24 protein-coding genes are annotated in these 23,731 nt (G+C 66.0%); 17 read left to right on the top strand and 7 right to left on the bottom strand.

All coding sequences use genetic code 11. The features are described 5' to 3' along the window. The first annotated feature begins 191 nt into the window (after positions 1 to 191). From EDF74_RS11310 to EDF74_RS11285, 6 genes are all read left to right on the top strand, one after another. Positions 192 to 1,598 (top strand): amidohydrolase, encoded by a 1,407-nt coding sequence (locus tag EDF74_RS11310; RefSeq protein WP_123730216.1) that lies wholly within the window; start codon positions 192 to 194, stop codon positions 1,596 to 1,598. Continuing rightward, positions 1,595 to 2,875, top strand: a complete 1,281-nt coding sequence (locus EDF74_RS11305) for an amidohydrolase family protein (RefSeq protein ID WP_123730215.1) — start codon at positions 1,595 to 1,597, stop codon at positions 2,873 to 2,875. The genes EDF74_RS11310 and EDF74_RS11305 overlap by 4 nt, the downstream gene beginning before the upstream one ends. 73 nt (positions 2,876 to 2,948) lie before the next feature. Next, the gene (locus EDF74_RS11300) at positions 2,949 to 3,581 is read left to right on the top strand and encodes a 2-hydroxychromene-2-carboxylate isomerase (protein ID WP_123730861.1); all 633 of its coding nucleotides are present in this window, start codon (positions 2,949 to 2,951) and stop codon (positions 3,579 to 3,581) included. A gap of 89 nt (positions 3,582 to 3,670) precedes the next feature. Then, the gene (locus tag EDF74_RS11295; RefSeq protein ID WP_123730214.1) at positions 3,671 to 4,615 is read left to right on the top strand and encodes a DegV family protein; all 945 of its coding nucleotides are present in this window, start codon (positions 3,671 to 3,673) and stop codon (positions 4,613 to 4,615) included. A 65-nt stretch (positions 4,616 to 4,680) separates the two neighbouring features. Next, positions 4,681 to 5,016 carry a hypothetical protein gene (locus tag EDF74_RS11290; RefSeq protein WP_123730213.1) on the top strand — a complete coding sequence of 112 codons (336 nt, stop codon included), beginning with the start codon at positions 4,681 to 4,683 and terminating at the stop codon, positions 5,014 to 5,016. A 104-nt stretch (positions 5,017 to 5,120) separates the two neighbouring features. Further along, complete coding sequence (locus tag EDF74_RS11285; RefSeq protein ID WP_123730212.1) at positions 5,121 to 5,519, top strand: hypothetical protein; 399 nt, start codon at positions 5,121 to 5,123, stop codon at positions 5,517 to 5,519. 54 nt (positions 5,520 to 5,573) lie between these two features. Here the strand turns inward: EDF74_RS11285 and fghA are convergent, their stop codons facing one another. Genes fghA through EDF74_RS11270 form a run of 3 tightly spaced genes read right to left on the bottom strand, consistent with a single transcriptional unit; the run spans position 5,574 to position 7,893 of the window. Next, on the bottom strand, positions 5,574 to 6,404 hold the full coding sequence (gene fghA / locus EDF74_RS11280) for an S-formylglutathione hydrolase (protein WP_123730211.1): 831 nt from the start codon (positions 6,402 to 6,404) through the stop codon (positions 5,574 to 5,576). A gap of 48 nt (positions 6,405 to 6,452) precedes the next feature. Further along, positions 6,453 to 7,562 (bottom strand): S-(hydroxymethyl)glutathione dehydrogenase/class III alcohol dehydrogenase, encoded by a 1,110-nt coding sequence (locus tag EDF74_RS11275; RefSeq protein WP_123730210.1) that lies wholly within the window; start codon positions 7,560 to 7,562, stop codon positions 6,453 to 6,455. Between the two features lie 55 nt (positions 7,563 to 7,617). Continuing rightward, positions 7,618 to 7,893 carry a metal/formaldehyde-sensitive transcriptional repressor gene (locus EDF74_RS11270; RefSeq protein ID WP_019183747.1) on the bottom strand — a complete coding sequence of 92 codons (276 nt, stop codon included), beginning with the start codon at positions 7,891 to 7,893 and terminating at the stop codon, positions 7,618 to 7,620. A 221-nt stretch (positions 7,894 to 8,114) separates the two neighbouring features. Here EDF74_RS11270 and EDF74_RS11265 point away from each other — a divergent pair, with 221 nt between their 5' ends. Continuing rightward, a complete protein-coding gene (locus tag EDF74_RS11265; protein ID WP_148045946.1) occupies positions 8,115 to 8,933 on the top strand; it encodes a DUF6216 family protein in 819 nt (272 codons plus the stop codon). 259 nt (positions 8,934 to 9,192) lie between these two features. Here the strand turns inward: EDF74_RS11265 and EDF74_RS11260 are convergent, their stop codons facing one another. Together EDF74_RS11260 and EDF74_RS11255 are read right to left on the bottom strand one after the other, a co-directional pair. Next, the gene (locus EDF74_RS11260) at positions 9,193 to 9,579 is read right to left on the bottom strand and encodes a hypothetical protein (RefSeq protein ID WP_123730208.1); all 387 of its coding nucleotides are present in this window, start codon (positions 9,577 to 9,579) and stop codon (positions 9,193 to 9,195) included. 123 nt (positions 9,580 to 9,702) lie between these two features. Beyond that, positions 9,703 to 10,587, bottom strand: coding sequence for a LysR family transcriptional regulator (locus EDF74_RS11255; RefSeq protein ID WP_123730207.1), 885 nt, complete (start codon positions 10,585 to 10,587; stop codon positions 9,703 to 9,705). A 107-nt stretch (positions 10,588 to 10,694) separates the two neighbouring features. Here EDF74_RS11255 and EDF74_RS11250 point away from each other — a divergent pair, with 107 nt between their 5' ends. After that, positions 10,695 to 11,753 (top strand): NAD(P)-dependent alcohol dehydrogenase, encoded by a 1,059-nt coding sequence (locus EDF74_RS11250; protein WP_123730206.1) that lies wholly within the window; start codon positions 10,695 to 10,697, stop codon positions 11,751 to 11,753. A gap of 63 nt (positions 11,754 to 11,816) precedes the next feature. Here EDF74_RS11250 and EDF74_RS11245 read toward each other — a convergent pair whose 3' ends face one another. Continuing rightward, positions 11,817 to 13,181 carry a glutamate--cysteine ligase gene (locus EDF74_RS11245; RefSeq protein WP_123730205.1) on the bottom strand — a complete coding sequence of 455 codons (1,365 nt, stop codon included), beginning with the start codon at positions 13,179 to 13,181 and terminating at the stop codon, positions 11,817 to 11,819. Positions 13,182 to 13,344: 163 nt separating this feature from the next. Between EDF74_RS11245 and EDF74_RS11240 the strand changes: the two genes are divergently transcribed. From EDF74_RS11240 to EDF74_RS11230, 3 genes are all read left to right on the top strand, one after another. Further along, positions 13,345 to 14,043 (top strand): VIT1/CCC1 transporter family protein, encoded by a 699-nt coding sequence (locus EDF74_RS11240; RefSeq protein WP_123730204.1) that lies wholly within the window; start codon positions 13,345 to 13,347, stop codon positions 14,041 to 14,043. Between the two features lie 3 nt (positions 14,044 to 14,046). Further along, positions 14,047 to 14,880, top strand: coding sequence for a helix-turn-helix transcriptional regulator (locus tag EDF74_RS11235; protein ID WP_123730203.1), 834 nt, complete (start codon positions 14,047 to 14,049; stop codon positions 14,878 to 14,880). 96 nt (positions 14,881 to 14,976) lie between these two features. Next, complete coding sequence (locus EDF74_RS11230) at positions 14,977 to 15,954, top strand: MBL fold metallo-hydrolase (protein WP_123730202.1); 978 nt, start codon at positions 14,977 to 14,979, stop codon at positions 15,952 to 15,954. Positions 15,955 to 16,021: 67 nt separating this feature from the next. Here EDF74_RS11230 and yihA read toward each other — a convergent pair whose 3' ends face one another. Beyond that, positions 16,022 to 16,645, bottom strand: a complete 624-nt coding sequence (gene yihA / locus EDF74_RS11225; RefSeq protein ID WP_123730201.1) for a ribosome biogenesis GTP-binding protein YihA/YsxC — start codon at positions 16,643 to 16,645, stop codon at positions 16,022 to 16,024. A 155-nt stretch (positions 16,646 to 16,800) separates the two neighbouring features. On the opposite strand from yihA, the gene EDF74_RS11220 reads away from it, so the two are divergent. From EDF74_RS11220 to betB, 6 genes are all read left to right on the top strand, one after another. Next, on the top strand, positions 16,801 to 17,598 hold the full coding sequence (locus EDF74_RS11220) for a c-type cytochrome (protein ID WP_123730200.1): 798 nt from the start codon (positions 16,801 to 16,803) through the stop codon (positions 17,596 to 17,598). 129 nt (positions 17,599 to 17,727) lie between these two features. Then, on the top strand, positions 17,728 to 18,372 hold the full coding sequence (locus tag EDF74_RS11215; RefSeq protein WP_123730199.1) for a thiol:disulfide interchange protein DsbA/DsbL: 645 nt from the start codon (positions 17,728 to 17,730) through the stop codon (positions 18,370 to 18,372). 122 nt (positions 18,373 to 18,494) lie between these two features. After that, entirely contained in the window at positions 18,495 to 19,322 is an 828-nt protein-coding gene (locus tag EDF74_RS11210) for a thiol:disulfide interchange protein DsbA/DsbL (RefSeq protein WP_123730198.1), read from the top strand. A 50-nt stretch (positions 19,323 to 19,372) separates the two neighbouring features. Beyond that, positions 19,373 to 20,110 carry an endonuclease/exonuclease/phosphatase family protein gene (locus tag EDF74_RS11205; protein ID WP_172407473.1) on the top strand — a complete coding sequence of 246 codons (738 nt, stop codon included), beginning with the start codon at positions 19,373 to 19,375 and terminating at the stop codon, positions 20,108 to 20,110. Between the two features lie 119 nt (positions 20,111 to 20,229). Beyond that, complete coding sequence (gene betT / locus EDF74_RS11200) at positions 20,230 to 22,209, top strand: choline BCCT transporter BetT (RefSeq protein ID WP_123730196.1); 1,980 nt, start codon at positions 20,230 to 20,232, stop codon at positions 22,207 to 22,209. A 34-nt stretch (positions 22,210 to 22,243) separates the two neighbouring features. Next, positions 22,244 to 23,716 (top strand): betaine-aldehyde dehydrogenase, encoded by a 1,473-nt coding sequence (betB, locus tag EDF74_RS11195; RefSeq protein WP_123730195.1) that lies wholly within the window; start codon positions 22,244 to 22,246, stop codon positions 23,714 to 23,716. Positions 23,717 to 23,731 lie beyond the last annotated feature (15 nt).

The following is a 23,731-nucleotide window of genomic DNA, read 5'->3' as shown; positions in this document are numbered from 1 at the left end:
ATGCCCGCTGGACTATCGGCCGCTCCAACGCACCACTTGAGCCTAACCGAAAAAATTCATGAAAAGTTCACAATTGTTTCTTGTAAAAGCGTTAAGTCTCATTTGATAAAGCTATGCAAAAGGTCACTTGGCAAGCCGCCCCTCTCCCGGCTAGCGTCGATGGATTGTGTCCATGCGGCTCGGGGAGAACCATGCAGAAGTTGTTGAGCGTCGGCGTTGGCCTGGCGTTGATGTCGATCGTGTCCGCGCCGGCGCCCGCCGCGTCGCGCTTCCTCCAGGATCCCTACCCCAGCACCTATGCGCCGATCGCTTCTGCCCCGGTGTTGATCAGCAACGCGACGGTGCTCACCGGCACCGGCGTGCGCCTGGACAACGCCGATGTGCTGTTGCAGGGCGGCCGCATCGCGGCGGTCGGCACCGGCCTGAGCGCGCCGGCCGACGCGGTCCGCGTCGACGGCCAGGGCAAATGGGTCACCCCCGGCATCATCGATGTGCACTCGCACCTGGGCGTGTATCCCAGCCCGGGCGTGAGCGCGCACAGCGACGGCAACGAGATGACCGCCCCGGTCACCGCCAATGTCTGGGCCGAGCACTCGGTGTGGCCGCAGGATCCCGGCTTTGCCGCGGCACTGGCCGGCGGCGTGACCTCGATGCAGGTGCTGCCCGGCTCGGCCAACCTGGTCGGCGGCCGCGGGGTGACGTTGAAGAACGTGCCCGCGACGACCTACCAAGCCATGAAGTTCCCCGGCGCGCCCTGGGGTCTGAAGATGGCCTGCGGCGAGAACCCCAAGCGCGTGTACGGCGGCAAGGGCACCGCGCCGGGCACGCGCATGGGCAACGTCGCCGGCTACCGCGCGGCCTTCATCGATGCCAGCGAATACATCGCCAAGAACACCCCGAAGCAGCCGAAGAAGAAGCGCTGGTTCAGTGGCGATGACAAGGGCGACAGCGCCGGTGACAGTGGCGGCAAGCGCGATCTCAAGCTGGATACGCTGGCCGGCGCGATCCAGGGCGACATCCGCGTGCACATCCACTGCTACCGCGCCGACGAGATGGCCACGATGCTGGATCTCTCCAAGGAGTTCGGCTTCAAGATCGCCGCCTTCCATCACGCGGTGGAGGCCTACAAGCTGGCCGACCGGCTCGCCGAGGAAGGCGTGTGCGGTGCGCTGTGGGCCGACTGGTGGGGCTTCAAGATGGAGGCCTTCGATGGCATCCAGGACAACATCGCCCTGGTCGACCGGCCGGCCAACAGCTGCGCGATCGTGCATTCCGATTCCCCGGAGGGCATCCAGCGCTTGAACCAGGAAGCGGCCAAGGTGATCGCCAACGCACGCCGTGCCGGCATCGAGATCGCCCCGGAGCGCGCCATGATGTGGCTGACCTCCAACGCGGCGCGCTCGCTGGGTGTGGAGAAGCAGACCGGCAGCCTGGAGGCCGGCAAGATGGGTGACGTGGTGGTCTGGAACGGCAGCCCCTTCAGTTCCTACGCGCTGGCCGAAAAGGTCTACGTCGATGGCCATCAGGTTTATGACCGGCAGGACGTGAGGCGGCAGCCGCTGTCGGACTTCATGCTCGGCCAGGAGGCACGCCCATGAGCCGCCGCGCCTCGGTGCGTCTGCTTCCGCAGGCCTTGCTGTTGATTGCCGGAGCCTGCGTGGCACCGTCGTTGTTCGCCCAGGATCTACTGATCCGCAACGCCACGGTGCACACCGCCGCCACACGCGGCAGCCTGGCCCACAGCGATGTGCTGATCCAGGGCGGCGTGATCCGGGCCGTCGGTCCCGGCCTGTCCGCACCGGCCGGTGTAGCGGTGGTCGAGGCCGCGGGCAAGCCGCTCACCCCGGCGCTGTTCGGCGGCATCACCGATATCGGCATTGAGGAAGTCTCCGGTGAATCGGCCACGGTGGACAGCACGCTCAAGCTGGAGGACCAGCCGCTGCGCCCGGAATTCGACGTCACCCTGGCCTTCAATCCGGACTCGGTGCTGATCCCGGTCGCGCGGCTGGATGGCATCGGCTTCACCGTACTGGGCGCCAACACCGGCGGCGGCTTCATCGCCGGCCAGGGCGGGGTGATGCGGCTGGATGGCAGCGCCGACCCGGTCGGCCCGCTGGCATTGTTCATCCGTCTTGGCGCTTCCGGCGCCGAGCTGACCGGCAGCTCTCGGGCCGCGCAGTGGATGCTGCTGGAACAGATGGTCAGCGAAGCACGGGGCCGCGTCCCGGCCGACTCGCCGCATGCCCTGCTCACACCCGCCGGGCGCGCCACGCTGGCGCGTTACCTGGCCGGCCAGGGTCGGATCGTGGTGCAGGTCGACCGTGCCGCCGACATCCGCCAACTGCTGCGCTGGGCCACCCGCGAGAAGGTCAAGATCGCCATCGCCGGCGGTGCCGAGGCGTGGCGTCTGGCCCCGCAGCTGGCCCAGGCCGGCGTGCCGGTGTTCGTCGATGGGCTGGGCAATCTGCCGAGCAGCTTCGACCAGCTCGGCGCGACCCTGCAGAACGCCGCGCGCTTGAAGGCGGCCGGCGTGCAGGTCAGCTTCGCCCAGCGCGACGATGCCTCGCACAACGCACGCAAAATGCGCCAGCTCGCCGGCAATGCGGTCGCCAACGGATTGCCCTGGGATGATGGCCTGGCGGGCCTGACCCGGGTGCCGGCGCAGGCGCTGGGCGTCGGCGACCGGCTTGGCACCATCGAGCCGGGCAAGCTGGCCGATCTGGTGCTGTGGGAAGGCGATCCGCTGGATGTCGGGCACTACGCCGAGCAGGTCTGGCTGGGCGGCCGCGCGATGCCGATGCGGTCGCGCCAGACCGAGCTGCGCGACCGCTACCAGGCGCCGGCGTCGACCGAACCGCGCGCATACTCGCGCTGAGTCCCTGCACAGGGCCGCTGCCTGCGGCGGCCCTGTCATCTGCACCACTGCCGCCCTGCAACGTGAGCCCCCGATCATGGCCCTGCGCTGGTATTTCGATTTCGTCTCACCGTTTGCTTACCTGCACTGGCAGCAGCTCAAGGCCCTGCCGCAGTACAAGAGCATCATCCCGGTACCGATCGCCTTCGGCGCGGTGCTGCATCACCTGGGCAATCTGGGCCCTGCCGAAATCCCCGCCAAACGGGTGTTCACCTATCGCCAGGCGCTGTGGCAGGCCCGCAGCGCCGGGGTGACATTGCGTTTTCCACCGGGCCACCCGTTCAATCCGCTGGCCGCCCTGCGCCTGTGCCTGGCCGCCGGGGCCAGTCACGAGACGGTCGACCTCCTGTTCAACTGGATCTGGCGCGACGGCCACGCCGGTGACAGTGCGGCCGCCCTCGCCCTGCCCGGCGCAATGCTGGACATCGCCGATGTTGCCGCGGCGATCAGCGAGCCGTCGGTCAAGGAAGCGCTGCGCCGCAATACGGATGCCGCCCTCGCCGCCGGCGTGTTCGGCGTCCCGACGCTGGCGATCGGCAGCGAACTGTTCTGGGGCAATGACGCCCACCCGCTGATGCAGGCGGTGCTGGCCGATCCCAGCCTGCTCGAGACGGGCGAATGGGCCCGGATCAAGGACCTGCCGGTGGCGGTGGAACGCAGCCGCTGAGCCCTGGCCGGCTCCCCGGTCAGGCAAAACATCTCATTTTGAGATAGCGTTCACGTTTCCGAACCTACAACCTGCCGGAGGGGCACAGGATGCGCATCGGAATCGTGGTCGACTCTGCGTGCGATCTGCCGCAGGATTTCATTGAACAACACAACATCGTGCTGCTGCCGATCACCGTCCGCATTGGCGAGGCCGTGCTGGCCGACCATCGCGACGAACAGGCGACACTGAGCTTTCTGCACGCCCACGTTGCCGAGCACGGCGCCGAGGCGGAGACCATTCCGTTCAGCGTCAATCAGATCCGGGATCTGTTCCTGGGCAAGCTGGTGATCGATTACGACCATGTCTTCTGCATGACGATCACCAAGACCCGCAGCCCGATCCACGACAACGCGATGCAGGCCAGCTTCGCGATCCTCAACGATTACAAGCCGGTGCGGCAGGCAGCGGGCTTCAATTCGCCGTTCGCGCTGCGCGTGCTCGATACGCAGAACCTGTTCGCCGCCCAGGGGGTGACCGCAGTGGAAGCGGTGCGCCTGCGCGAGAGTGGTGCGAGCGTGCAGCAGATCCGCGAGCGGCTGGAGCTGCTGGCGCACAACGTGCACGGCTACATGATCACCCGCGATCTGTACTACATGCGCGCCCGTGCGCGGCACAAGGGCGACCGCAGCGTGGGCCTGATCAGCGCCGCGCTGGGCAGTGCGCTGGACATCAAGCCGGTGCTGCATGGCTACCGCGGCGAGACCGGGCCGGTGGCCAAGATCAAGGGCTTCGACAATGCGGTGCAGAAACTGTTCGATTTCGTCGGCCAGCGGGTCAAGGGCGGCCTGATGACGCCAACCGTGTGCATCAGCTACGGCGGCGAGCTGGCCGACCTGCAGGCCCTGCCCGGCTACGCCACCTTGCGTGAGACCTGCCAGGCGCATGGCGTGGATGTGTTCGAGGCGGTGATGAGCCTGACCGGCATGGTCAACGTGGGCAAGGGCGCGGTGACGATCGGGTTTGCCGACGAGCCGCATACCTTCAGCGCCTGACCTGCGTTCTGCACGCGGATTGCACCGGGTCTCTGCCAGCCTTGCCGCATTCAAAGGAGGTAACCATGCCAAGTTATGACATCAGCCTGCCGGACCCGGCCAAGGCACGCGGCAACGATCCGGACCTGTCCTTCCACGCCCAGGGCGCGGCGGGCCTGGCCGAAGAACTTCAGAACGCCCTGCGCACCACGGTGCTGTTCGACCGCTGGCGCGCCAAGCAGGACGATCCCGACGCCGTTGACCCGCAGTGGGGCGCGACCGATCCGTCCGCCACCGTCACCGGCGCGCAGGACGATCTGCGGATCAATCTGGTGGCCACCACCAGCATCGACAGCGACGTGTTCAAGCAGCGGCTGCGCATGCTGGCCGGCAGTCACTGGGAACTGCGCAACGTACGTTGAGTGGGTTGAAGTTGCCCAGGTAGTGGCGGCCGACCGCCAGCACTACCTGGGCGCCACGCCTGGTGTTATCGTGCCGCCCGCCAACGCTGGCTGCATGGATGCTTATGGACCCGAAACTCAAAGCCCTGGTCGAACAGACCAACCTGGCAGACCTGCTGCCGTCTGCCCCGCAGGAAATGGACCTTCGCCAGCCGGTGGCACCGCCAGAGCCGGCCAGGCCGCAACCGGCACGCTCCACGCACGATGCGCTGCAGGTGACGTTCGGTGGTACCGACATGGTGGGAAAGCTGGCCAATGCGCCCACCAGCGGGCGGGTGAAGACGTTCGCGATGGTCATGTTCGGCGGACCGACAATCGTCTTCGCTCTCATCCTCCTGGCCACGGTATGGACCGCGCCAGGCAATTCGGCGGTCGCGCTGGTCTGCGGCACGGTCATTTCACTGGGGCTGATCGGTATCTGGCCCTACCTGCTGTTCCGCAAGCGCGAAAAGCCGTCGACCTGAAGCCTCCAACCGCCCCGCCAGGCAGTTGCCCAGCGGGTGGCCAAACGGTCTGCCTCAGGCGTACAAGGCCTTGGCGTGGTGCGCGATGTGCTCGCCGATGAAGCTGCTGATGAAGTAGTAGCTGTGGTCGTAACCGGGCTGCAGGCGCAGCGTCAGCGGATGACCGGCCGCAGTGCACGCCGCCTGCAGCCACTGCGGCTGCAACTGGTTGTCGAGGAACTCATCACCACCGCCCTGGTCGACCAGCAACGGCAGGCGCTCGGTAGCCGTGGCCACCAGCTCGCTGGCATCCCACGCCGCCCAGCGGGCGCGATCTTCGCCCAGATACGCGGTGAACGCCTTCTGGCCCCACGGCACGCGGGTCGGCGCGACGATCGGCGAAAACGCCGAGACGCTTTTGTAGCGCCCCGGATTCTTCAACGCGATCACCAGCGCACCATGCCCCCCCATCGAGTGGCCACTGATGCTGCGTGCACCCGTCGTCTGGAAATGCGCCTCGATCAAGGCAGGCAGCTCCTCCACCACATAGTCGTACATGCGGTAATGCGCCGCCCACGGCTGCTCGCTGGCGTTCAAATAGAAACCCGCCCCCTTGCCCAGGTCGTAGCCCTCGGCATCGGCGACATCATCGCCGCGCGGGCTGGTGTCCGGTACGACCAGGATCACGCCATGTTCGGCGGCATAACGCTGCGCGCCGGCCTTGGTGATGAAGTTCTGTTCGTTGCAGGTCAGCCCGCTGAGCCAATACAGCACCGGCAGCTTCTGCGTGGCGGCCTGCGGCGGCAGATACACGGCGACGTTCATGTCGCACCCCAGTACCTGCGAGGTATGGCGGTACACGTCCTGCCAGCCGCCGGAGGCGGCGCGATGTTCGATGCGTTCCATGATGGTTCTCCGTAGGGGCGGCGCGGACCACGCGCCGCCCGCAGTGGCTCAGAAATGTACGACCGAGCGGATCGACTTGCCTTCATGCATCAGATCGAACGCGTCGTTGATCTCGTCCAGGCCCATCGTGTGGGTCACGAACGGGGCCAGCTCGATGTCACCCTTCATCGCATCTTCGACCATGCCCGGCAGCTGGCTGCGGCCCTTGACGCCACCGAAGGCGGTGCCCTTCCACGAGCGACCCGTGACCAGCTGGAACGGACGGGTCGAGATTTCCTGACCCGAACCAGCCACACCGATCACCACCGACTGGCCCCAGCCACGGTGCGCGCATTCCAGCGCCGCACGCATCACGTTGACGTTGCCGATGCACTCGAAGGTATGGTCCACGCCCCAGGTGGTCATCTCCACGATGACCTGCTGGATCGGCTTGTCATGGTCCTTCGGGTTGACGCAGTCGGTGGCACCGAACTGCTTGGCCAACTCAAACTTGGAGGGGTTGGTATCGATCGCGAAGATACGGCCGGCCTTGGCCTGGCGCGCACCCTGGATGACCGCCAGGCCGATACCGCCCAGCCCGAACACCGCCACCGAATCGCCTTCCTGCACCTTGGCCGTGTTGTGCACCGCGCCGATGCCGGTGGTGACGCCGCAGCCGAGCAGGCACACGTGTTCCGGATTGGCGTCCGGATGGATCTTGGCCAGCGAGACTTCGGCCACCACGGTGTACTCGCTGAAGGTCGAGCAGCCCATGTAGTGGTAGATCGGCTCGCCGTTGTAGCTGAAGCGGGTGGTGCCATCGGGCATCACGCCCTTGCCCTGGGTGGCACGCACGGCCACGCACAGGTTGGTCTTGCCCGAGGTACAGAACAGACACTCACCACATTCGGCGGTGTACAGCGGGATCACGTGGTCGCCCGGCTTGACGCTGGTGACGCCCTCGCCCACTTCGACCACGATGCCCGCGCCTTCATGACCGAGCACGGCCGGGAACAGACCTTCCGGATCATCACCGGACAGCGTGAACGCATCGGTGTGGCAGACACCGGTGTGGGTGATCTTGACCAGCACTTCGCCCTTCTGCGGCGGGGCGACGTCGATCTCGACGATCTTCAGCGGTTCGCCAGCGGCGAAGGCAACAGCAGCACGGGATTTCATGGGGAGCACTCCAAGGCAGGGAACAGAATGTGGCAGCACGCAGTCGTCCGCGCACTCATTTGAGGTAGGACCGGATCAGCATGCTCATCTCGCGCACGCGCTCGTCGCGCTGAGCATCGGATTGGGCCGGCTGCCCGAACTCTTCGCGCAGATGCGCTTCCATCACTTCGGACATCAGCCCGTTGACGGCACCGCGGATCGCGGCGATCTGCTGCAGCACCGGCCCGCACTCGGCCCCGGCTTCCAGCGCGCGGTCCAGCGCATCGCACTGACCACGGATCCGACGGACCCGGGCGAGAACGCGCTTTTTTTCCTGCGGTGAATGGGGCATGGGGCAATGGCCGGTTAACTATACTGGGGGTGAGTATACAGGATCACTGGAGATGCTGGAGCTGCACGGGGATTCATGGACTCCGGGTCGTCCACCGACAGCTGCTCCACAAGATGGAGCCGAACCCGACATTGCTCGTATGAAATGTGGGCGTTAAGTCTCAATTGATGCGACATCGTTAGTTCAACATCGATTCATCTCATCACTAACGAGCGCCCTCCATGTTGAATCAGGTGGTATCTGCATTGCCGGCAGTTCCGATGGTCGTGGGCGGGCTGGCGATTGTCCTAGCCTGCATCACGATTAGCTCCCGCACTCGCTCGGCTCACCTGATAAGGGTGCGGCTTTGGCATCTTTTCCACAGCAAGAAGCTGGCATCCGATCCCGAAATCGATGCTTACTTGAATGAACGATCAAATCTGATGTCGTATCGATACTTCGAGAACATTCAATGCCGCACTCTTGCGGACGCAAAATCGCTCATCAGGTTCTGCACAGAGCACAATGTCCCTACCGAGGAAATCAGGGCATCAGGCGTTTATTTCGACCACAACTCACTGGAGATCAAGAAGGACAAACTACCTGGACGGGTGAGAGAGTTTTTAGTCGTCCTGTGCCTGATGGCCGCCCTGATCATCACGCTTTCTTCCGCGATCTCAATCGCATCTAAGGGAGTGGTGGTGAGCCTCAAAGATACCGGCACGTGGATCAATCTTTCACCCACCTCAGCGCAAACATTGCGCAACAGCTTCATCAGCAACCGCGAGGGTCTGCTCACATTGAAAACCTGTTCCTCCGAAGGGGCGGAGAAAAACAGCTTCATTGAATCCGAAAGAGAAGTGCTCTGCGAGATTCTGGCAGATCCCACCTTGCCAAAATACGTGTCAGAAACATTGCGTCCGCAACGATGGATGTTTGCCGTCATTGCTTTCGGGGGCGGCGTTTTTGCTTGGGTGTTGATGGGAGACATCCGCCAGGCCTACGCAGCGAAACGCATGCTCAAGCACCTTGATCGACTTGTCACTTCCGCCACCACATGAAATGGGCTCCTCCACCCAAGCATGCGTAGAGGGTTGCCACCCATCGGGGGGGGGGCGATGGTTCTATCCGATGCAGCAAAATGCCAAAGATATAGCCACGCCCGGTGTGCGTGGCGGTAGCTGAGCCATGATGTCCTCGCGGGAATGGTGCCAGTGAAAGGAAAGCATCAACTCGCATCAAGTAAACCACTGCAACGCACGTCCACTGGAGCTTGCGCCACTCGCCTGTCGAGTCTTACTCAACAGCACGCCGTAAGGCTCAGCGCTGCTGAGCCCTTCGCTCGTTCCGCCACACCAGGAACAACCGGACCGCCAGCAGGGCGACGAATGCCACCACGACACCTTTGATCAAGGGCACCGTTGTCTCTCCCGCCCGAGGCCCGAACGCAAGCCACATGAAGGCGGCGGCAAGGCCGGTATAGGCCAGCAGCAGGAGCCACTTGGCGAGACGTTTGGAGAATGGCAAGGCCACGGCGGGCGCAGCCGCCAGCAACCCGGCCGCCACGATGACCGTCCAACCAGCGCCGATCATCAGGGCGATGGTCACCGCCACGCAGACCAGCACCATGGCGCCGATGACGACGAAGTAGGCCGTCACCCAGGAAATGAGCAGGCTGAACAGCTTCCGATAGTGCATCCCTTCCACGTGCTGTCTCCTTTTGGTCAGACCGCGATGTCAGCACTGCGGGGGCCAGCGAGGCATCCGCTCGCGGAAACCAGCCTACTCAACCGGAGCCCACGGTGCCAGTGCAGGCCCGTTCCAACGGTGTCAGGCCCGAAGCAGATCAATGAACGCCCGCAGCGCCGACGACATCTGCCGCTGCCGCGGGTAGTACACCGCAAAGCCTGCGAACGGCTCGCTCCAGTCTTCCAGCACCGCGACCAGCCGGCCGTCATCCAGATACGGCCGCGCGGAATCCTCAAGCACATAGGCCAATCCCAGCCCATCGACCACCGCCTGCAGGATCGTGTTCTGATCGCCAAGCGTGAGGCGCCCGGGCACGTCGATCTCCAGCGCCTGGCCATCGCGTTCGAACTGCCACTTGTAGAGATGGCCGCTGGCGAAGCGGAAGCGCACGCACTCATGGTGATGCAGATCGCGGGGGTGCTGCGGTATCTCGCGCCCTGACAGATACGCCGGCGCGCCCACGATCAAGCCGCGCAGCGCCGGCCCCAGCGGCACGGCCACCATGTCTTCCGGCACCGATTCGTGCAGGCGTACACCGGCGTCATAACCGCCCGCGACGATATCCACCAGACCATCATCCTGAGCGAGCTCCAGGCGCACATCCGGATGGGCGAGCAGGAACTTCGCCAGCCGCGGACCCAACTGGGTCTGCACGGCGGCGCGGGTGGCGTTGATGCGCAACAGGCCAGCCGGTGCCGCACGGAAGTGATTCATTTCTTCCAGTGCGTCGTGCACCTGCCCAAGCGCGGGTTGCAGGCGCTCCAGCAGGCGCTGACCGGCTTCGGTGAGGGCCACGCTGCGGGTGGTGCGGTGGAACAGGCCCACGCCCAGGCGCTCTTCCAGCGCGCGGATCGCATAACTGACCGCCGAGGTGGACAGCGCCAGCTCAGCCCCGGCCTTGCGGAAGCTGCGGTGGCGGGCCACGGCGGCGAAGGCGGCCAGATGGGTCAGGTTGTCAGTGGCCATGATTATCCCGTTTCACTTGATGAATCATGCCGATATCCTGACTTTTTGTGCACGGGATCGGGGCGTATTGTAAAGCGCCTTTCTACAAACCTGCCAAGGATTCCCCCATGTCCCTCGCCCATGGTTATGCGGTGCACGACCAGACCGCGCCGCTGGTGCCTTTCTCCTTCGAACGCCGCCCGGCCGGTCCCGATGACGTGCGCATCGAGATTCTCTTCAGTGGCATCTGCCACTCCGATCTGCATCAGGCCCGCGACGATTGGGGTGGCGCCAAGTTCCCGATGGTCCCCGGCCACGAGATCATCGGCCGCGTGATCGAGGTCGGTGCCAACGTCACCGGCTTCAAGGTCGGCGATTTCGCCGGCGTCGGCTGCATGGTCGATTCCTGCCGCCACTGCGCGGCCTGCGATGAAGACCTGGAGCAGTACTGCGAGAAGGGCGCGACCTTCACCTACAACAGCACCGAGCGCGACAGCGGCCAGCCGACCTTCGGCGGTTACTCCGACCACATCGTGGTCGAGCAGCGCTTCGTGGTGAAGGTGTCCGAAACGCTCGACCTCAAGGCCGCCGCGCCGCTGCTGTGCGCTGGCATCACCACCTATTCGCCGCTGCGCCACTGGAAGGTCGGCCCCGGCCAGAAGGTCGGCGTGATCGGCCTCGGTGGCCTGGGCCACATGGGCGTGAAGTTCGCCAAGGCGATGGGCGCCACCGTGGTGATGATCACCACCACCCCGGAAAAGGGTGCCGACGCCAAGCGCCTGGGCGCCGATGAAGTGCTGGTCTCGCGTGATCCGGCGCAGATGAAGGCCCATGCGGGCAGCTTCGACTTCCTGCTCAACACCATCCCGGTCAGCCACGACACCAACCCGTACATGTCCCTGCTCAAGCGCGATGCCACCATGTGCCTGGTCGGCGTGCTGACCGAGCTGGATCCGCCGCTGATGGGCGCTTCGGTGATGTTCGGCCGCAAGCACATCACCGGCTCGGCGATCGGCGGCATGGCTGAGACGCAGGAAATGATGGACTTCTGTGCCGAGCACAACATCGTCAGCGACGTGGAAGTGATCGACATCAAGACCGTCAACAAGGCCTGGGAGCGCATGGCGAAGAACGATGTGCGCTACCGCTTCGTGATCGACATGGGCACGCTGGAAAAGGCGGCCTGATCCTTCCGCACAGGCATGAAAAAACCCCGGCAATGCCGGGGTTTTTTGTTGATCAATGCGCACTCAGTACGCGAATTCCTTGAACACCGGGTCGATGTTGCCGCCCCACTCGCCGTGGAACAGCGCCAGCTTGCGATCGGCCGGGGTCAGGCCCGAATCGACGATCTCCTGCAGCACCTCCAGGAACTTGCTTTCGTCCTGACCATCGGCATTGCGCGCGGCGCGGCGCTTGAGGCCGGCCACGGCGATCTTCAACGCTTCGCGTGACAGATCCAGCACGGTGCCGTTGCGGAACGGCAGCTTCAACCCATGCTTCGGCACGCCATCACGCAGGACATTGCGCTCGACCAGGCTGAAATCACGGACCAGATCCCAGGCCGCATCCAGCGCGGCATCGTCATACAGCAGGCCCACCCAGAACGCGGGCAGCGCGCACAGGCGACTCCACGGGCCGGCATCGGCGCCGCGCATTTCCAGGTACTTCTTCAGCCGCACTTCCGGGAAGGCGGTGGTCATGTGGTCGGACCAGTCGCGCAGCGTGGGCAGCTGGCCCGGCAGCACAGGCAGCTTGCCGACCATGAAATCGCGGAAGCTCTGGCCGCTGGCATCGTGGTACTTGCCATCGCGGTAGGAGAAGTACATCGGCACATCGAGCAGGTAATCCACATAACGCTCATAACCGAAGCCGTCTTCGAAGACGAAGTCGAGCATGCCGGTGCGGTCGTTGTCGGTGTCCGTCCAGATGTGCGAACGGTAGCTCTGGTAGCCGTTCGGCGCGCCTTCGGTGAACGGTGAATCGGCGAACAGCGCGGTGGCGATCGGCTGCAGCGCCAGCGACACGCGGAATTTCTTCACCATGTCCGCTTCGGTGGCGTAGTCCAGGTTGACCTGCACCGTGCAGGTGCGGGTCATCATGTCCAGGCCGAGCGTGCCGACCTTGGGCATGTACTCGCGCATGATCTTGTAGCGGCCCTTGGGCATCCACGGCATTTCATCGCGGGCCCACTTCGGCTGGAAGCCCATGCCGAGGAAGCCCAGCTGCAGTTCGCCGGCCACCTGCGCCACTTCGTTGAGGTGGGTGCCGGTTTCCACGCAGGTCTGGTGGATGGTCTCCACCGCCGCGCCGGACAGCTCCAGCTGGCCGGCCGGCTCCAGCGTCACCGAGGCGTTGTCGCGCAGCAGCGCGATGGTATGGCCGCCCTCTTCCACTGGATCCCAGCCGAAGCGGGTCAGGCCCTTGAGCAGTGCTTCGATGCCGCGGTCACCTTCGAAGGTAGGCGGGCGCAGGTCATCGAGGCGGAAGCCGAACTTCTCGTGCTCGGTGCCGATGCGCCACTGCGCCTGGGGCTTTTCGCCGGAGGCCAACGTGGCGACCAGTTCATTACGGTCGGTGATCGGCGTCTCGGCGACGTGGCTGGGGCTCGACAAGGGGAGGCTCGCAGAATTCTGGTCAGGGCGGGGATGTGGGGTTCACGCCCCCGCATCGCAAGGGCGCACTATATCGTGGCGTCCCCTGCCGTCGTGTCACCGTGACGGTTTTCAGCATCCTACTGGCATGGGCTTGACGATGCCCTGGCCCTAAACTGACCCCATGAGCCGATCCCGACATCCGGAAGTCCATCGCTCCGACCGTGTCGGCTGGCTGCGTGCCGCCGTGCTCGGCGCCAATGACGGCATTGTTTCGGTGGCCGGCCTGGTCGTCGGCATCGCTGCCAGCGGCGCCTCGGCTTCCACGATCCTGGCCACCGGCATCGCCGGGACCGTGGCCGGCGCGATGTCGATGGCGGCCGGCGAGTATGTTTCGGTGCAGTCCCAGGCCGATACCGAGCGTGCCGACCTGGCAGTGGAGAAGCGCGAACTGCACGAAGACCCGCACAGCGAGCTGGAAGAGCTGGCCGCGATTTACCGCCATCGTGGGCTGAGTCCCGAGCTGGCGCATGAAGTGGCCACCCAGCTCACCGCGCACGACGCACTGGGGGCGCATGCCCGCGATGAGCTGGGCATCACCGAGGAACTGCGCGCGCGCCCGATGCAGGCCGCCATGGCCTCGGCCGGCGCCTTCATCAGTGGCGCCGCGTTGCCGGTGCTGACTGCCCTGCTCGCGCCGCATGCTGTCGTCGGCCAGGCCACCACCGTGGTGACGCTGCTGGGGCTGTGCCTGACTGGCACCCTGGCCGCGCACGCCGGCGGCGCCTCGCGCGTGCGTGGCGCGCTGCGCGTGACCTTCTGGGGCGCGATCGCGATGGCCGCCGCCGCACTGGTCGGCCAGCTGTTCAACGTGGCAGGCTGAGTCATGTCCGCCCCCGTTGATACCACCACCTCGCTGCTGGCGACCCTGGCCAGCCTGGCCGACTGCCAGCGCGCGGATGGTTACGCCTGCATCACTGCGCGCCGCGAGCATGGCGCCTCGTCGGTGGAGATTCCGCAGCCGCAGTTCGCGATCCTGCTGCAGGGTCGCAAGCAAGTGCGCACCGCGCAGCAGTCGCTGGAATTCGCGCCGGGCGATCTGTTCCTGATCACCCGCCGCTGCCGCATTGATGTGGTCAACATCCCCGATCCGCACAGCGGCCTCTATCTCAGTGCGATCGTGCCGATGTGCGCCGAAGCGCTCACGGCTGCCCGCGCGCTGTGGAACGAGCCGCTGCCCGAGGCCGGTGAAGCACTGGCCAGGCTGCCACTGGCCGAGCATGGCGCGACCCTGCTGCAGTGGCGGCAGGCGCTGGAACACGGTCACTACACCGAAGCACGGTTGGCCCTGGCCTCGCTTGCCGTGGCCTTCTGCCGGCGCGGGCACGGCAGCCTGCTGGTTCCCCCCGAGCCGAGCCTGGGTGATCGCATCCGCGATCTGATCGCAGCCCAGCCCGAGCGCGATTGGCAGTCACGCGATTTCGAAGCGCAGCTGGGCCTCAGCGGTGCCACGCTGCGCCGGCGCTTGGCCAGCGAACACTCCAGCGTGCGCGAACTGATCACCGATGCGCGGCTCGCGCATGCGATGGGCCTGCTCTACACCACCCGGCTGCCGTTGAAGACCGTGGCCGCGCGCGTGGGCTACCGTTCGCTGGGCAGCTTCAACAAGCGCTTCGCCGAACGCTATGGGCTGGAACCAGCGGCGATCGGCAACAGCTGAGCGCGAGCGGATCGCGCGGCATTCTGAGCGGAACGCAGCAGACAGGACGCGCAGCATGGAGGCACCGCGGCGCAGCCGCCCTGTACGGAATCTGTCATGCCCATTCCCCGCGTTCGCACGCTCGCCGCCGCCGTGTTGCTGGCCGTTGTCGCCAGCCCTGCGTTTGCCACCACCACGCACACCCCGCACGAGCAGGTCCCCGGCGTGTATCACCAGACCATCGGCACGCTGCAGGTCACCGCGCTGTTCGATGGCACCGTCGCACTGGGCCGCCAGGAACTGGTCGGAATCGCCCCCGGCGCGGTCACCCGCCTGCTCGATCACCGCTATGTGCCCGAAGATGGCAAGGGCCTGCAGACGGCGGTCAATGCGTACCTGGTGCAGCAGGGCGATCACCTGACCCTGGTCGACACCGGCACCGCGCAGTGCTTCGGCCCGGGCCTGGGCCAGGTGCTGGGCAACCTGCGCAAGGCCGGCTACGACCCGGCCGAGGTGGATGAGGTGGTACTGACCCACGCGCACCCGGATCACCTGTGCGGCCTGCTCGATGCGCAGAACAGGATTGCCTACCCGAATGCCACGGTGTGGCTGTCGGCGGCTGATGCCGCGTTCTGGCTGGATCCGGCCAGCGAGGCAACCGCGCCGCAGGGCGTGCGCTTTGCCTTCGCCTTGGCGCGCAAGGCGGTGGCGCCGTATGAAGCGAGCGGGAAACTGAAGCGCTTTGCATCTGGCGACACATTGCCGGCGGGCATCACCGCATTGGACAGCCATGGTCATACGGTCGGCCATGTGTCGTACAAGATCGATGGCGGCACCGGCCACCAGCTGCTGGTGTGGGGCGACATCGTGCATTTCCACGCGGTGCAGTTCGCGCAGCCTCAAGCGTCGTTTGAAGCGGACAGCGACCGCGTCGCCGCGATCGCCAGCCGGCGCCGGATGATGGCGCAGGCGGCGGATCAGGGCTGGTGGGTAGCCGGCGCGCACCTGCCCTTCCCGGGGCTGGGGCATGTGCGTCGCGAAGGGGAGGCATTCGCCTGGGTACCGGGCGAATTCGCGCCGTTGCCGGCGAAATGATGGGAGCCGGCCAGCGGCCGGCACTACCCGCGTCGCGCGGTCCGTTGGACCGCCGCGACGTCTGGGATCAGACCGCTTCCGGCGCCGGCTTGTTCAGGCCCAGCCAGCCGCCGATGATGCCGCGGGCTTCATCCACGCCCTGGCGGGCGGGACCGGAGAAGGTCTGCACGCTGACGGTATCGCCGAAGGAGGACTGCAGTTCCTTGCGCACCTTCTGCAGGGCGATGCCCTGCTGACCGCGGCCGAGCTTGTCGGCCTTGGTCAGCAGCGCGTGCGCCGGCAGGCCACGCTGCACTGCATAGGCAAGCATCTGGCGGTCGTAGTCCTTCAGCGGGTGACGGATGTCCATCACCACCACCAGGCCACGCAGGGCCTCGCGGGTACGGAAGTACTGGTCGATGAAAGCCTGCCAGTGCGCCTGCAGATCCAGCGGGACCTTGGCGTAGCCATAGCCGGGCAGATCGACCAGCTTGGCCTCCGGGGTGACCTCGAAGAACACCAGCTGCTGGGTGCGGCCGGGGGTCTTGGAGACCCGGGCCAGGCTGTTCTGGCGGGTCAGGGCGTTGAGGGCGCTGGACTTGCCAGCATTTGAGCGACCGGCAAAGGCGACTTCCGCGCCCACGTCGTCCGGCAATTGCCGGGTGTTGTGGGCCGAAAGCAGGTATTGGGCGCGTTCGAGGAGCAATGACATGGGTATAGGATCGCATGTCCGGGCCCGATCCGCGCTGCCCGCGCTCGGTTTTGCTGCACCCTGCGTTGACCGTGGCGTGAAACGGCGTTGATAATCGGGCGATCCCCGTGGTTGCGGTCCCGCAACCGCCAGGCCGGTCCACACGGAGCTTCCGCATGCGCCATGCTCGCGTTCTTGCCGTTTCCGCACTTGCTGTCTCGCTGCTCGCCGCCGTTGCCGTTGCCCAGACCTCGATCACGCCCCTGCCGGACAACGGGCCGATCAAGACCGCCTCGCTGGAGGTCGATTTCAGCAAAACCACCTGGGGCGACCCCAAGGCCGGGCAGACCAAGGCGGCCGCCTGCGCGGCCTGTCACTCGGCCGATGGCAATTCCACGGTGGAGATGTACCCGAGCATCGCCGGCCAGAGCGAGCGCTACAGCGCACAGCAGATGGCCCTGATCGCCAATGGCCAGCGCACCTCCGGGGCCTCGGCGGCGATGGTGCCGTTCGTGCAGGACCTCACCCCGCAGGACATGCGCGACATCGGCGCCTACTTCGCCACCCAGAAGGCCACGGCCGGCATCGCCGACGATGGCGCGGTGACCGAGGGCCCGCACGCCGGCAAGAAGTTCTTCGAGATCGGCCAGCAGCTGTACCGCGGCGGCGATGCCGAGCGCGGCATCCCGGCCTGCATGGCCTGTCACGGCCCGACCGGCGCCGGCAATCCGGGCCCGGCCTACCCGCACATCAGCGGCCAGCACTCGGCCTACGTTGCCCGCCGGCTGCAGGAGTACCAGGCCGGGACCACCCAGGAAACCGACAAGGCGCACTTCCAGATCATGGCCACGATCGCCAAGTCGTTGACCGAGCAGGAGATCCAGGCCCTGGCCAGCTACCTGCAGGGCCTGCACAACCGGGCCGATGATGTCGCCGCTGCGGCCACCGTTGCCGGGGGCACGCCGGCTCCGTAACCACCGCCCGCACCGCAGCGCATCCCCTTGGTCGGATGACAGATGCGACCGCCGTGGCTGGCGGGGTATGTTCACTGCCACGCCGGCGACTGGGCCGGCGTCGTTTTTTCTGTATGGAGATGGATGTAGATGACGTTGATGCCCCGCCTGATGTTGTTGCTGCTGGCCCTGAGCCCGTTGACCACCCTCGCTGCCACCCCGACACCGCTGGTGGAGGGCAAGGATTACGACCGCATCGCCGATGCCGGTCCGTTCGCGCCGCTGGCCGGCAAGATCGAAGTCGTGGAGATGTTCGGCTACACCTGCCCGCACTGCGCGCACTTCGAGCCGCAGCTGGAAGCCTGGGCCGCCAAACTGCCCAAGGATGTCCGCTTCACCCCGGTGCCGGCCGCTTTCGGTGGCGTATGGGATTCGTTCGCCCGCGCCTACTACGCCGCCGATCAGCTGGGCGTGGCCAAGCGCAGCCACCGCGCCATGTTCGATGCCCTGCATGAGAAGGGCTCGCTGCCGATGCAGAACGTCTCGCCGGACGAACTGGCCGCGTTCTACCAGGGCTTCGGCGTAGCCCCGGCGCAGTACATCACCGCGCTCAAGAGCGACGCCGTGGATGCCAAGGTCAAGGCCGCCCGTGCCTTCGCCCTGCGCACCAAGGTGCCGGGCACGCCGACGTTGATCGTCAACGGCGTGTACCTGGTCAAGGGCGACTCGTTCGAGTCGATGCTGCGCAATGCAGATGCCCTGATCGCCCGCGCGCGCAGCGGCAAGGCGCTCTAACAGCGCTCGCTGAACCATCACGCACCGTGCACGCGGGACGCTCGTTTCCGCGTGTCATCATGCTTCCCTGGCCGATGCTCCCAGCATCGGCCCCACCATGCTCATCCGCTGGAGATCCCTCGATGAAGACCCGTTTCGCCATTACGCTCATGGCCCTGCTGCCGATCCTGGCCGCCTGCAAGGCCCAGGACGGTACCGCCAACACCACCGCTCCGGCCGAACCGGCCACCCCGGCCAGCGCCCCGGCCACCGAAACGGCGACGCCGACCGAGCAGGCCCCGGCCGCCAGCGGTGAAACCGCCGCTGCCGAGACCGCTGCCGCCGAAGCCACCACCCCGGCGCCGGCCCCGGCCTCTTCGCGCCCGACCGGCCCGGAGCCGGTTGCCGGCACCGACTATGTGGTGATCGAGAACGGCCAGCCGTTCCAGCCGGCAGCGGGCAAGATCGAAGTCGCTGAGATCTTCGGTTACGTCTGCCCGGCCTGCGCCGCGTTCCAGCCGCTGATCGGGCCGTGGAAGGCGGGCCTGCCGAGCGATGTGAACTTCGTCTATGTGCCGGCCATGTTCGGCGGCACCTGGGATGACTACGGCCGCGCGTTCTACGCGGCACAGAGCATGGGCCTGCAGGAAAAGACCCACGAAGCGCTGTACGCCGCCATCCACGCCGAGCAGAGCCTGAAGGGTGAGCGCGGCCGCGATTCGGTCGAGGACATCGCCAAGTTCTACGCCAAGCACGGTGCCGACCCGAAGCAGTTCGCCGCCACCATGGGCAGCTTCGCGATCAACGCCAAGACCAACTCGGCCAAGCAGTTCGCCCAGCGCAGCAAGATCTCGGGCACCCCGTCGGTGATCGTCAACGGCAAGTACCTGGTCAAGGGCAAGAGCTTCCCGGACATGCTGCGCATCGCCGATCACCTGATCGCACGCGAACGCGCCGGCAAGGCCAACTGATCCTGCGATAGCGAACCGTCGTGAATTCCCCCCACACGCGGACCCTGCGCCTGCTGACGGCCAATATCCAGGCCGGTTCGAGCACCCGCCGTTACAGTGACTACGTGACCCGCAGCTGGTCGCACGCACTGCCGGCCGGGCGCAAGCGAACCAGCCTGGATGCCATCGCGCAGATGGCCCGCGAACACGACATCGTCGGTCTGCAGGAGGCCGACCCCGGCAGCCTGCGCTCGGGTTTCACCAACCAGACCCACTATCTGGCCGAGCGCGCCGGCTTCAATTACTGGAGCCACCAGCCCAACCGCCGGATGGGCGGGGTGGCCTCCAGCGCCAACGGCCTGCTCAGCAAGCTCGAGCCGGTCGAGGTCCAGGACCACGCCCTGCCCGGCCGGATCGGCGGGCGCGGCGTGCTGCTGGCCAAGTTCGGTGAAGGCAGCCAGGGCCTGGCGGTGGCGGTGGCGCATCTGTCGTTGGGGACCAATTCGCGCATGTCGCAATTGGCCTTCATTGCCGATCTGCTCTCCGACCACCCCAACGCCGTGCTGATGGGCGATTTCAACTGCCTGGCCGAACGGCCGGAAATGCAGGTGCTGTACCAGAAGACGACGCTGCAGCCGCCTGGCTGCGTAGTGCCGACCTTCCCCAGCTGGCGCCCGGACCGGGCCATTGACCACATCCTGCTCAGCAATGGCCTGCAGCAACGCAGCGCCGAAGCTGTGCCCGCCGCGTTCTCAGATCATCTCGCGCTGGCGATGTCGATCGACGTTCCTACCAGCGCGCTGCGCTGAGCCATGCCCACCCGCCGCCCTTGTGCGGCGGGCATCGTGAGCGTCTAAACAGGCTGTCCACAGCGCCTGTGCGATAAATCCGCCGTCCGCCGGACCGGCACCAGAGTATCCCTCCCCCCATGAGTACCGTGGAGCCGCCTCTGCCCGAGGTGCGCACGCTTCGACCCGTGTTCCTGCTTGCCGCCACCATCGTGGCGGCATTCGCCATTCTGGTCACCGCGTTTCCGATCGATGCCGGCGTGATGCTGCTCGATGCCCAGACCTGGGCCTCGCGCAATGTCGGCTGGTATTACCTGCTGGCGATGACCGTGTATCTGGTGTTCGTGGTCGGCGTGGCGCTGTCCGGCTATGGCAACGTCAAGCTGGGCGCGGACCATGACGAACCGGAGTTCAGCTATCTCTCCTGGGCCGGCATGCTGTTCGCCGCCGGCATCAGCATCACCCTGTTCTTCTTCTGCGTCTCCGAGCCGCTGACCCATTACCTGCTGCCACCGCAGGGCGGCACCGGCAGTGGCGAGGCCAGCGCGCGCCAGGCGATGCAGCTGCTGTTCCTGCACTGGGGCCTGCATGGCTGGGGCGTGTTCGCGCTGGCCGCGATGGCGCTGGCGTACTTCGCCTACCGCCACAACCTGCCCTTGGCGCTGCGCTCGGCGCTGTATCCGCTGATCGGCAAGCGCATCAACGGGCCGATCGGCTACACCGTGGATGCCCTGGGCATCGTGGCCACCGTGTTCGGCCTCGGCGCGGACATGGGCTTTGGCGTGCTGCATCTCAACGCCGGCCTGAACACTTTGTTCCCGGTGCCGCACGCGGCCTGGGTGCAGGTCGGGCTGATCGTACTGATGATGGGCGCGGCGATCACCGTGGCCGTATCCGGCGTGGAGAAAGGCGTGCGCTGGATGTCCAACATCAACATGCTGCTGGCGATCTCGCTGCTGCTGTTCATGCTGTTCGCCGGCCCCACCCAGTACCTGCTCAATGCCTTCATGCAGAACATGGGCGACTACCTGGGCAACGTGGTCGGCAAGAGTTTCGATGTGTACGCCTACGGCGGGCGCCCGGACTGGCTGGGCAACTGGACGGTGTTCTACTGGGCCTGGTGGATCGGCTGGGCGCCGTTCGTAGGTTTGTTCATCGCGCGCATCTCGCGCGGCCGCACCATCCGCGAGTTCGTGCTCGGCGTGCTGCTGATTCCGCTCGGTTTCACCCTGGCCTGGCTGTCGATCTTCGGCAACAGCGCGCTGGATCAGATCCTGCACCACGACCAGGTGCACCTGGCACAGATGGCGGTGGAGAATCCACCGACCGTGCTGTACGCACTGCTGGAAAGCTATCCGTGGAGCCGCACCGTCATCGCGGTCACGGTGATCGTCAGCTTCATCTTCTTCGTCACCTCGGCCGATTCCGGCACCGTGGTGCTGTCCACGCTGTCCTCGCAGGGCGGCAATCCGGAAGACGACGGCCCGCGCTGGCTGCGCGTGTTCTGGGGCGTGATGACCGGTCTGGTCACCGCCGGGCTGCTGCTGGCGGGCAGCATGGATGCGCTCAAATCCGCCGTGGTATTGGCCTCACTACCGTTCTCGGTGGTCCTGCTGCTGATGCTGTGGGGCCTGACCCGTGCGCTGGGCGAAGAATCGCAGCGCAAGAAGGCCTCGCAGTACTCGCCAATCCCGTTGATCGGGCAATCGCGGCATCAGCGCGGCTGGCGCCAGCGCATCACCCAGGCGGTGCATTTCCCGGTACGCGACGAGGTGTACCGGTTCATGGATACCGATGTGAAGCCGGCGATCGAAGCCGTCGCGGCGCAGCTGCTCGAACAGGGCCTGGATGTGCAGACGAAGTTCGAGCCGGGCGAGATGGAACTCACCGTGGATCACGGCGAGCAGCAGGTGTTCACCTACCAGGTGGTCATGCGCGGCTATCTCACCCCCTCCTTCGCCGCGCAGCGCTTCCGCAACCAGCGTTACTACCGCGCCGAAGTGCACCTCTATGAAGGTGGACAGGACTACGAGCTGTTCGGCTACAGCCGCCAGCAGATCATCAACGACATCATCGATCAGTACGAGCGTCACCTGCAGTTCCTGCATCTCACGCGTTGACGCACTGATCTCCCGCTGCAAAGGAGTCATCGACATGCCTACCCTCCCCGACCAGCTGCTGTACATCGGCGGCCGCTACGTTCCTTCCCAGGGCGGAAAGACCTTCGAGGTCATCAATCCGGCCAACGGCGAGCTGCTCGCCAACGTCCACAGCGCCAACAGCGACGATCTCGACGCTGCCGTGGAGAGCGCCCAGGCCGGCCAGAAAGTGTGGGCCGCGCTGACCACCGTGGAGCGCTCGCGCATCCTGCTGCGGGCGGTGGCGCTGCTGCGCGAGCGCAACGATGCGCTGGCCGAGCTGGAATCGCGCAACACCGGCAAGGCCCTGAGCGAAACGCTCAGCGTGGACGTGGTCACCGGCGCGGACGTGCTGGAGTACTACGCCGGCGTCATGCACGGGCTGGAAGGCAGCCAGGTGCCGCTGCGCGAGAGCAGCTTCTTCTACACGCGCCAGGAACCGCTGGGCGTGGTCGGGGCGATCGGCGCGTGGAACTACCCGATCCAGATCGCGCTGTGGAAGGCTGCCCCGGCGCTGGCCGCCGGCAACGCGATGATCTTTAAGCCCAGCGAAGTGACGCCGTTGACCGCGCTGAAGCTGGCAGAGATCTTCACCGAGGCCGGCCTGCCCGATGGTGTGTTCAACGTGTTGCCCGGCGATGGTGCCGGCGTCGGTTCGGCCCTGACCGAGCACCCGCTGATCGAGAAAATCTCTTTCACCGGCGGCACCGAGACCGGCCGCAAGGTGATGGCCAGTGCCTCCAGCTCCACACTCAAGGACGTCACCATGGAGCTGGGCGGCAAGTCGCCGCTGATCATCTGCGCGGACGCCGACCTGGACCTGGCCGCCGACGTGGCGATGATGGCCAACTTCTACAGCTCCGGCCAGGTGTGCACCAACGGTACCCGCGTGTTCGTTCCGCGCAGCACGCTGGCCGCGTTCGAAGCCAAGCTGCTGGAACGGGTCAAGCGCATCCGCATTGGTGACCCGCTGGCCAAGGACACCAACTTCGGCCCGCTGGTCAGCGCCGCGCACATGCAGCGCGTGCTTGAGCACATCGGCAGCGGCAAAGCCGAGGGTGCACGGCTGGTCTGCGGCGGCGAACGGCTGACCGACGGCGCGCTGGGCAAGGGCTGCTATGTGGCACCGACCATCTTCAGCGATTGCCGCGATGACATGCGCATCGTGCGCGAGGAAATCTTCGGGCCGGTGATGAGCCTGCTGGCCTACGACGACGAAGACGACGCCGTGCGCCGCGCCAACGACACCGATTACGGTCTCGCCGCCGGTGTGGTGACGCCGGACCTGGCGCGCGCGCATCGGCTGATCCACCAGCTCGAGGCCGGCATCTGCTGGGTCAACAGCTGGGGCGAATCGCCGGCGCAGATGCCGGTGGGCGGCTACAAGCAGTCCGGTGTCGGCCGCGAAAACGGACTGGCCACGCTGCGTGCCTACACCCGCACCAAATCCATCCAGATTGAACTGGACCGCTACGCGTCGGTGTTCTAACCGGCCTTACCAGGA

Source organism: Stenotrophomonas rhizophila, from assembly GCF_003751305.1.
Classification (GTDB): domain Bacteria; phylum Pseudomonadota; class Gammaproteobacteria; order Xanthomonadales; family Xanthomonadaceae; genus Stenotrophomonas; species Stenotrophomonas rhizophila_B.
This window is presented reverse-complemented; position numbering and strand designations above follow the sequence as displayed.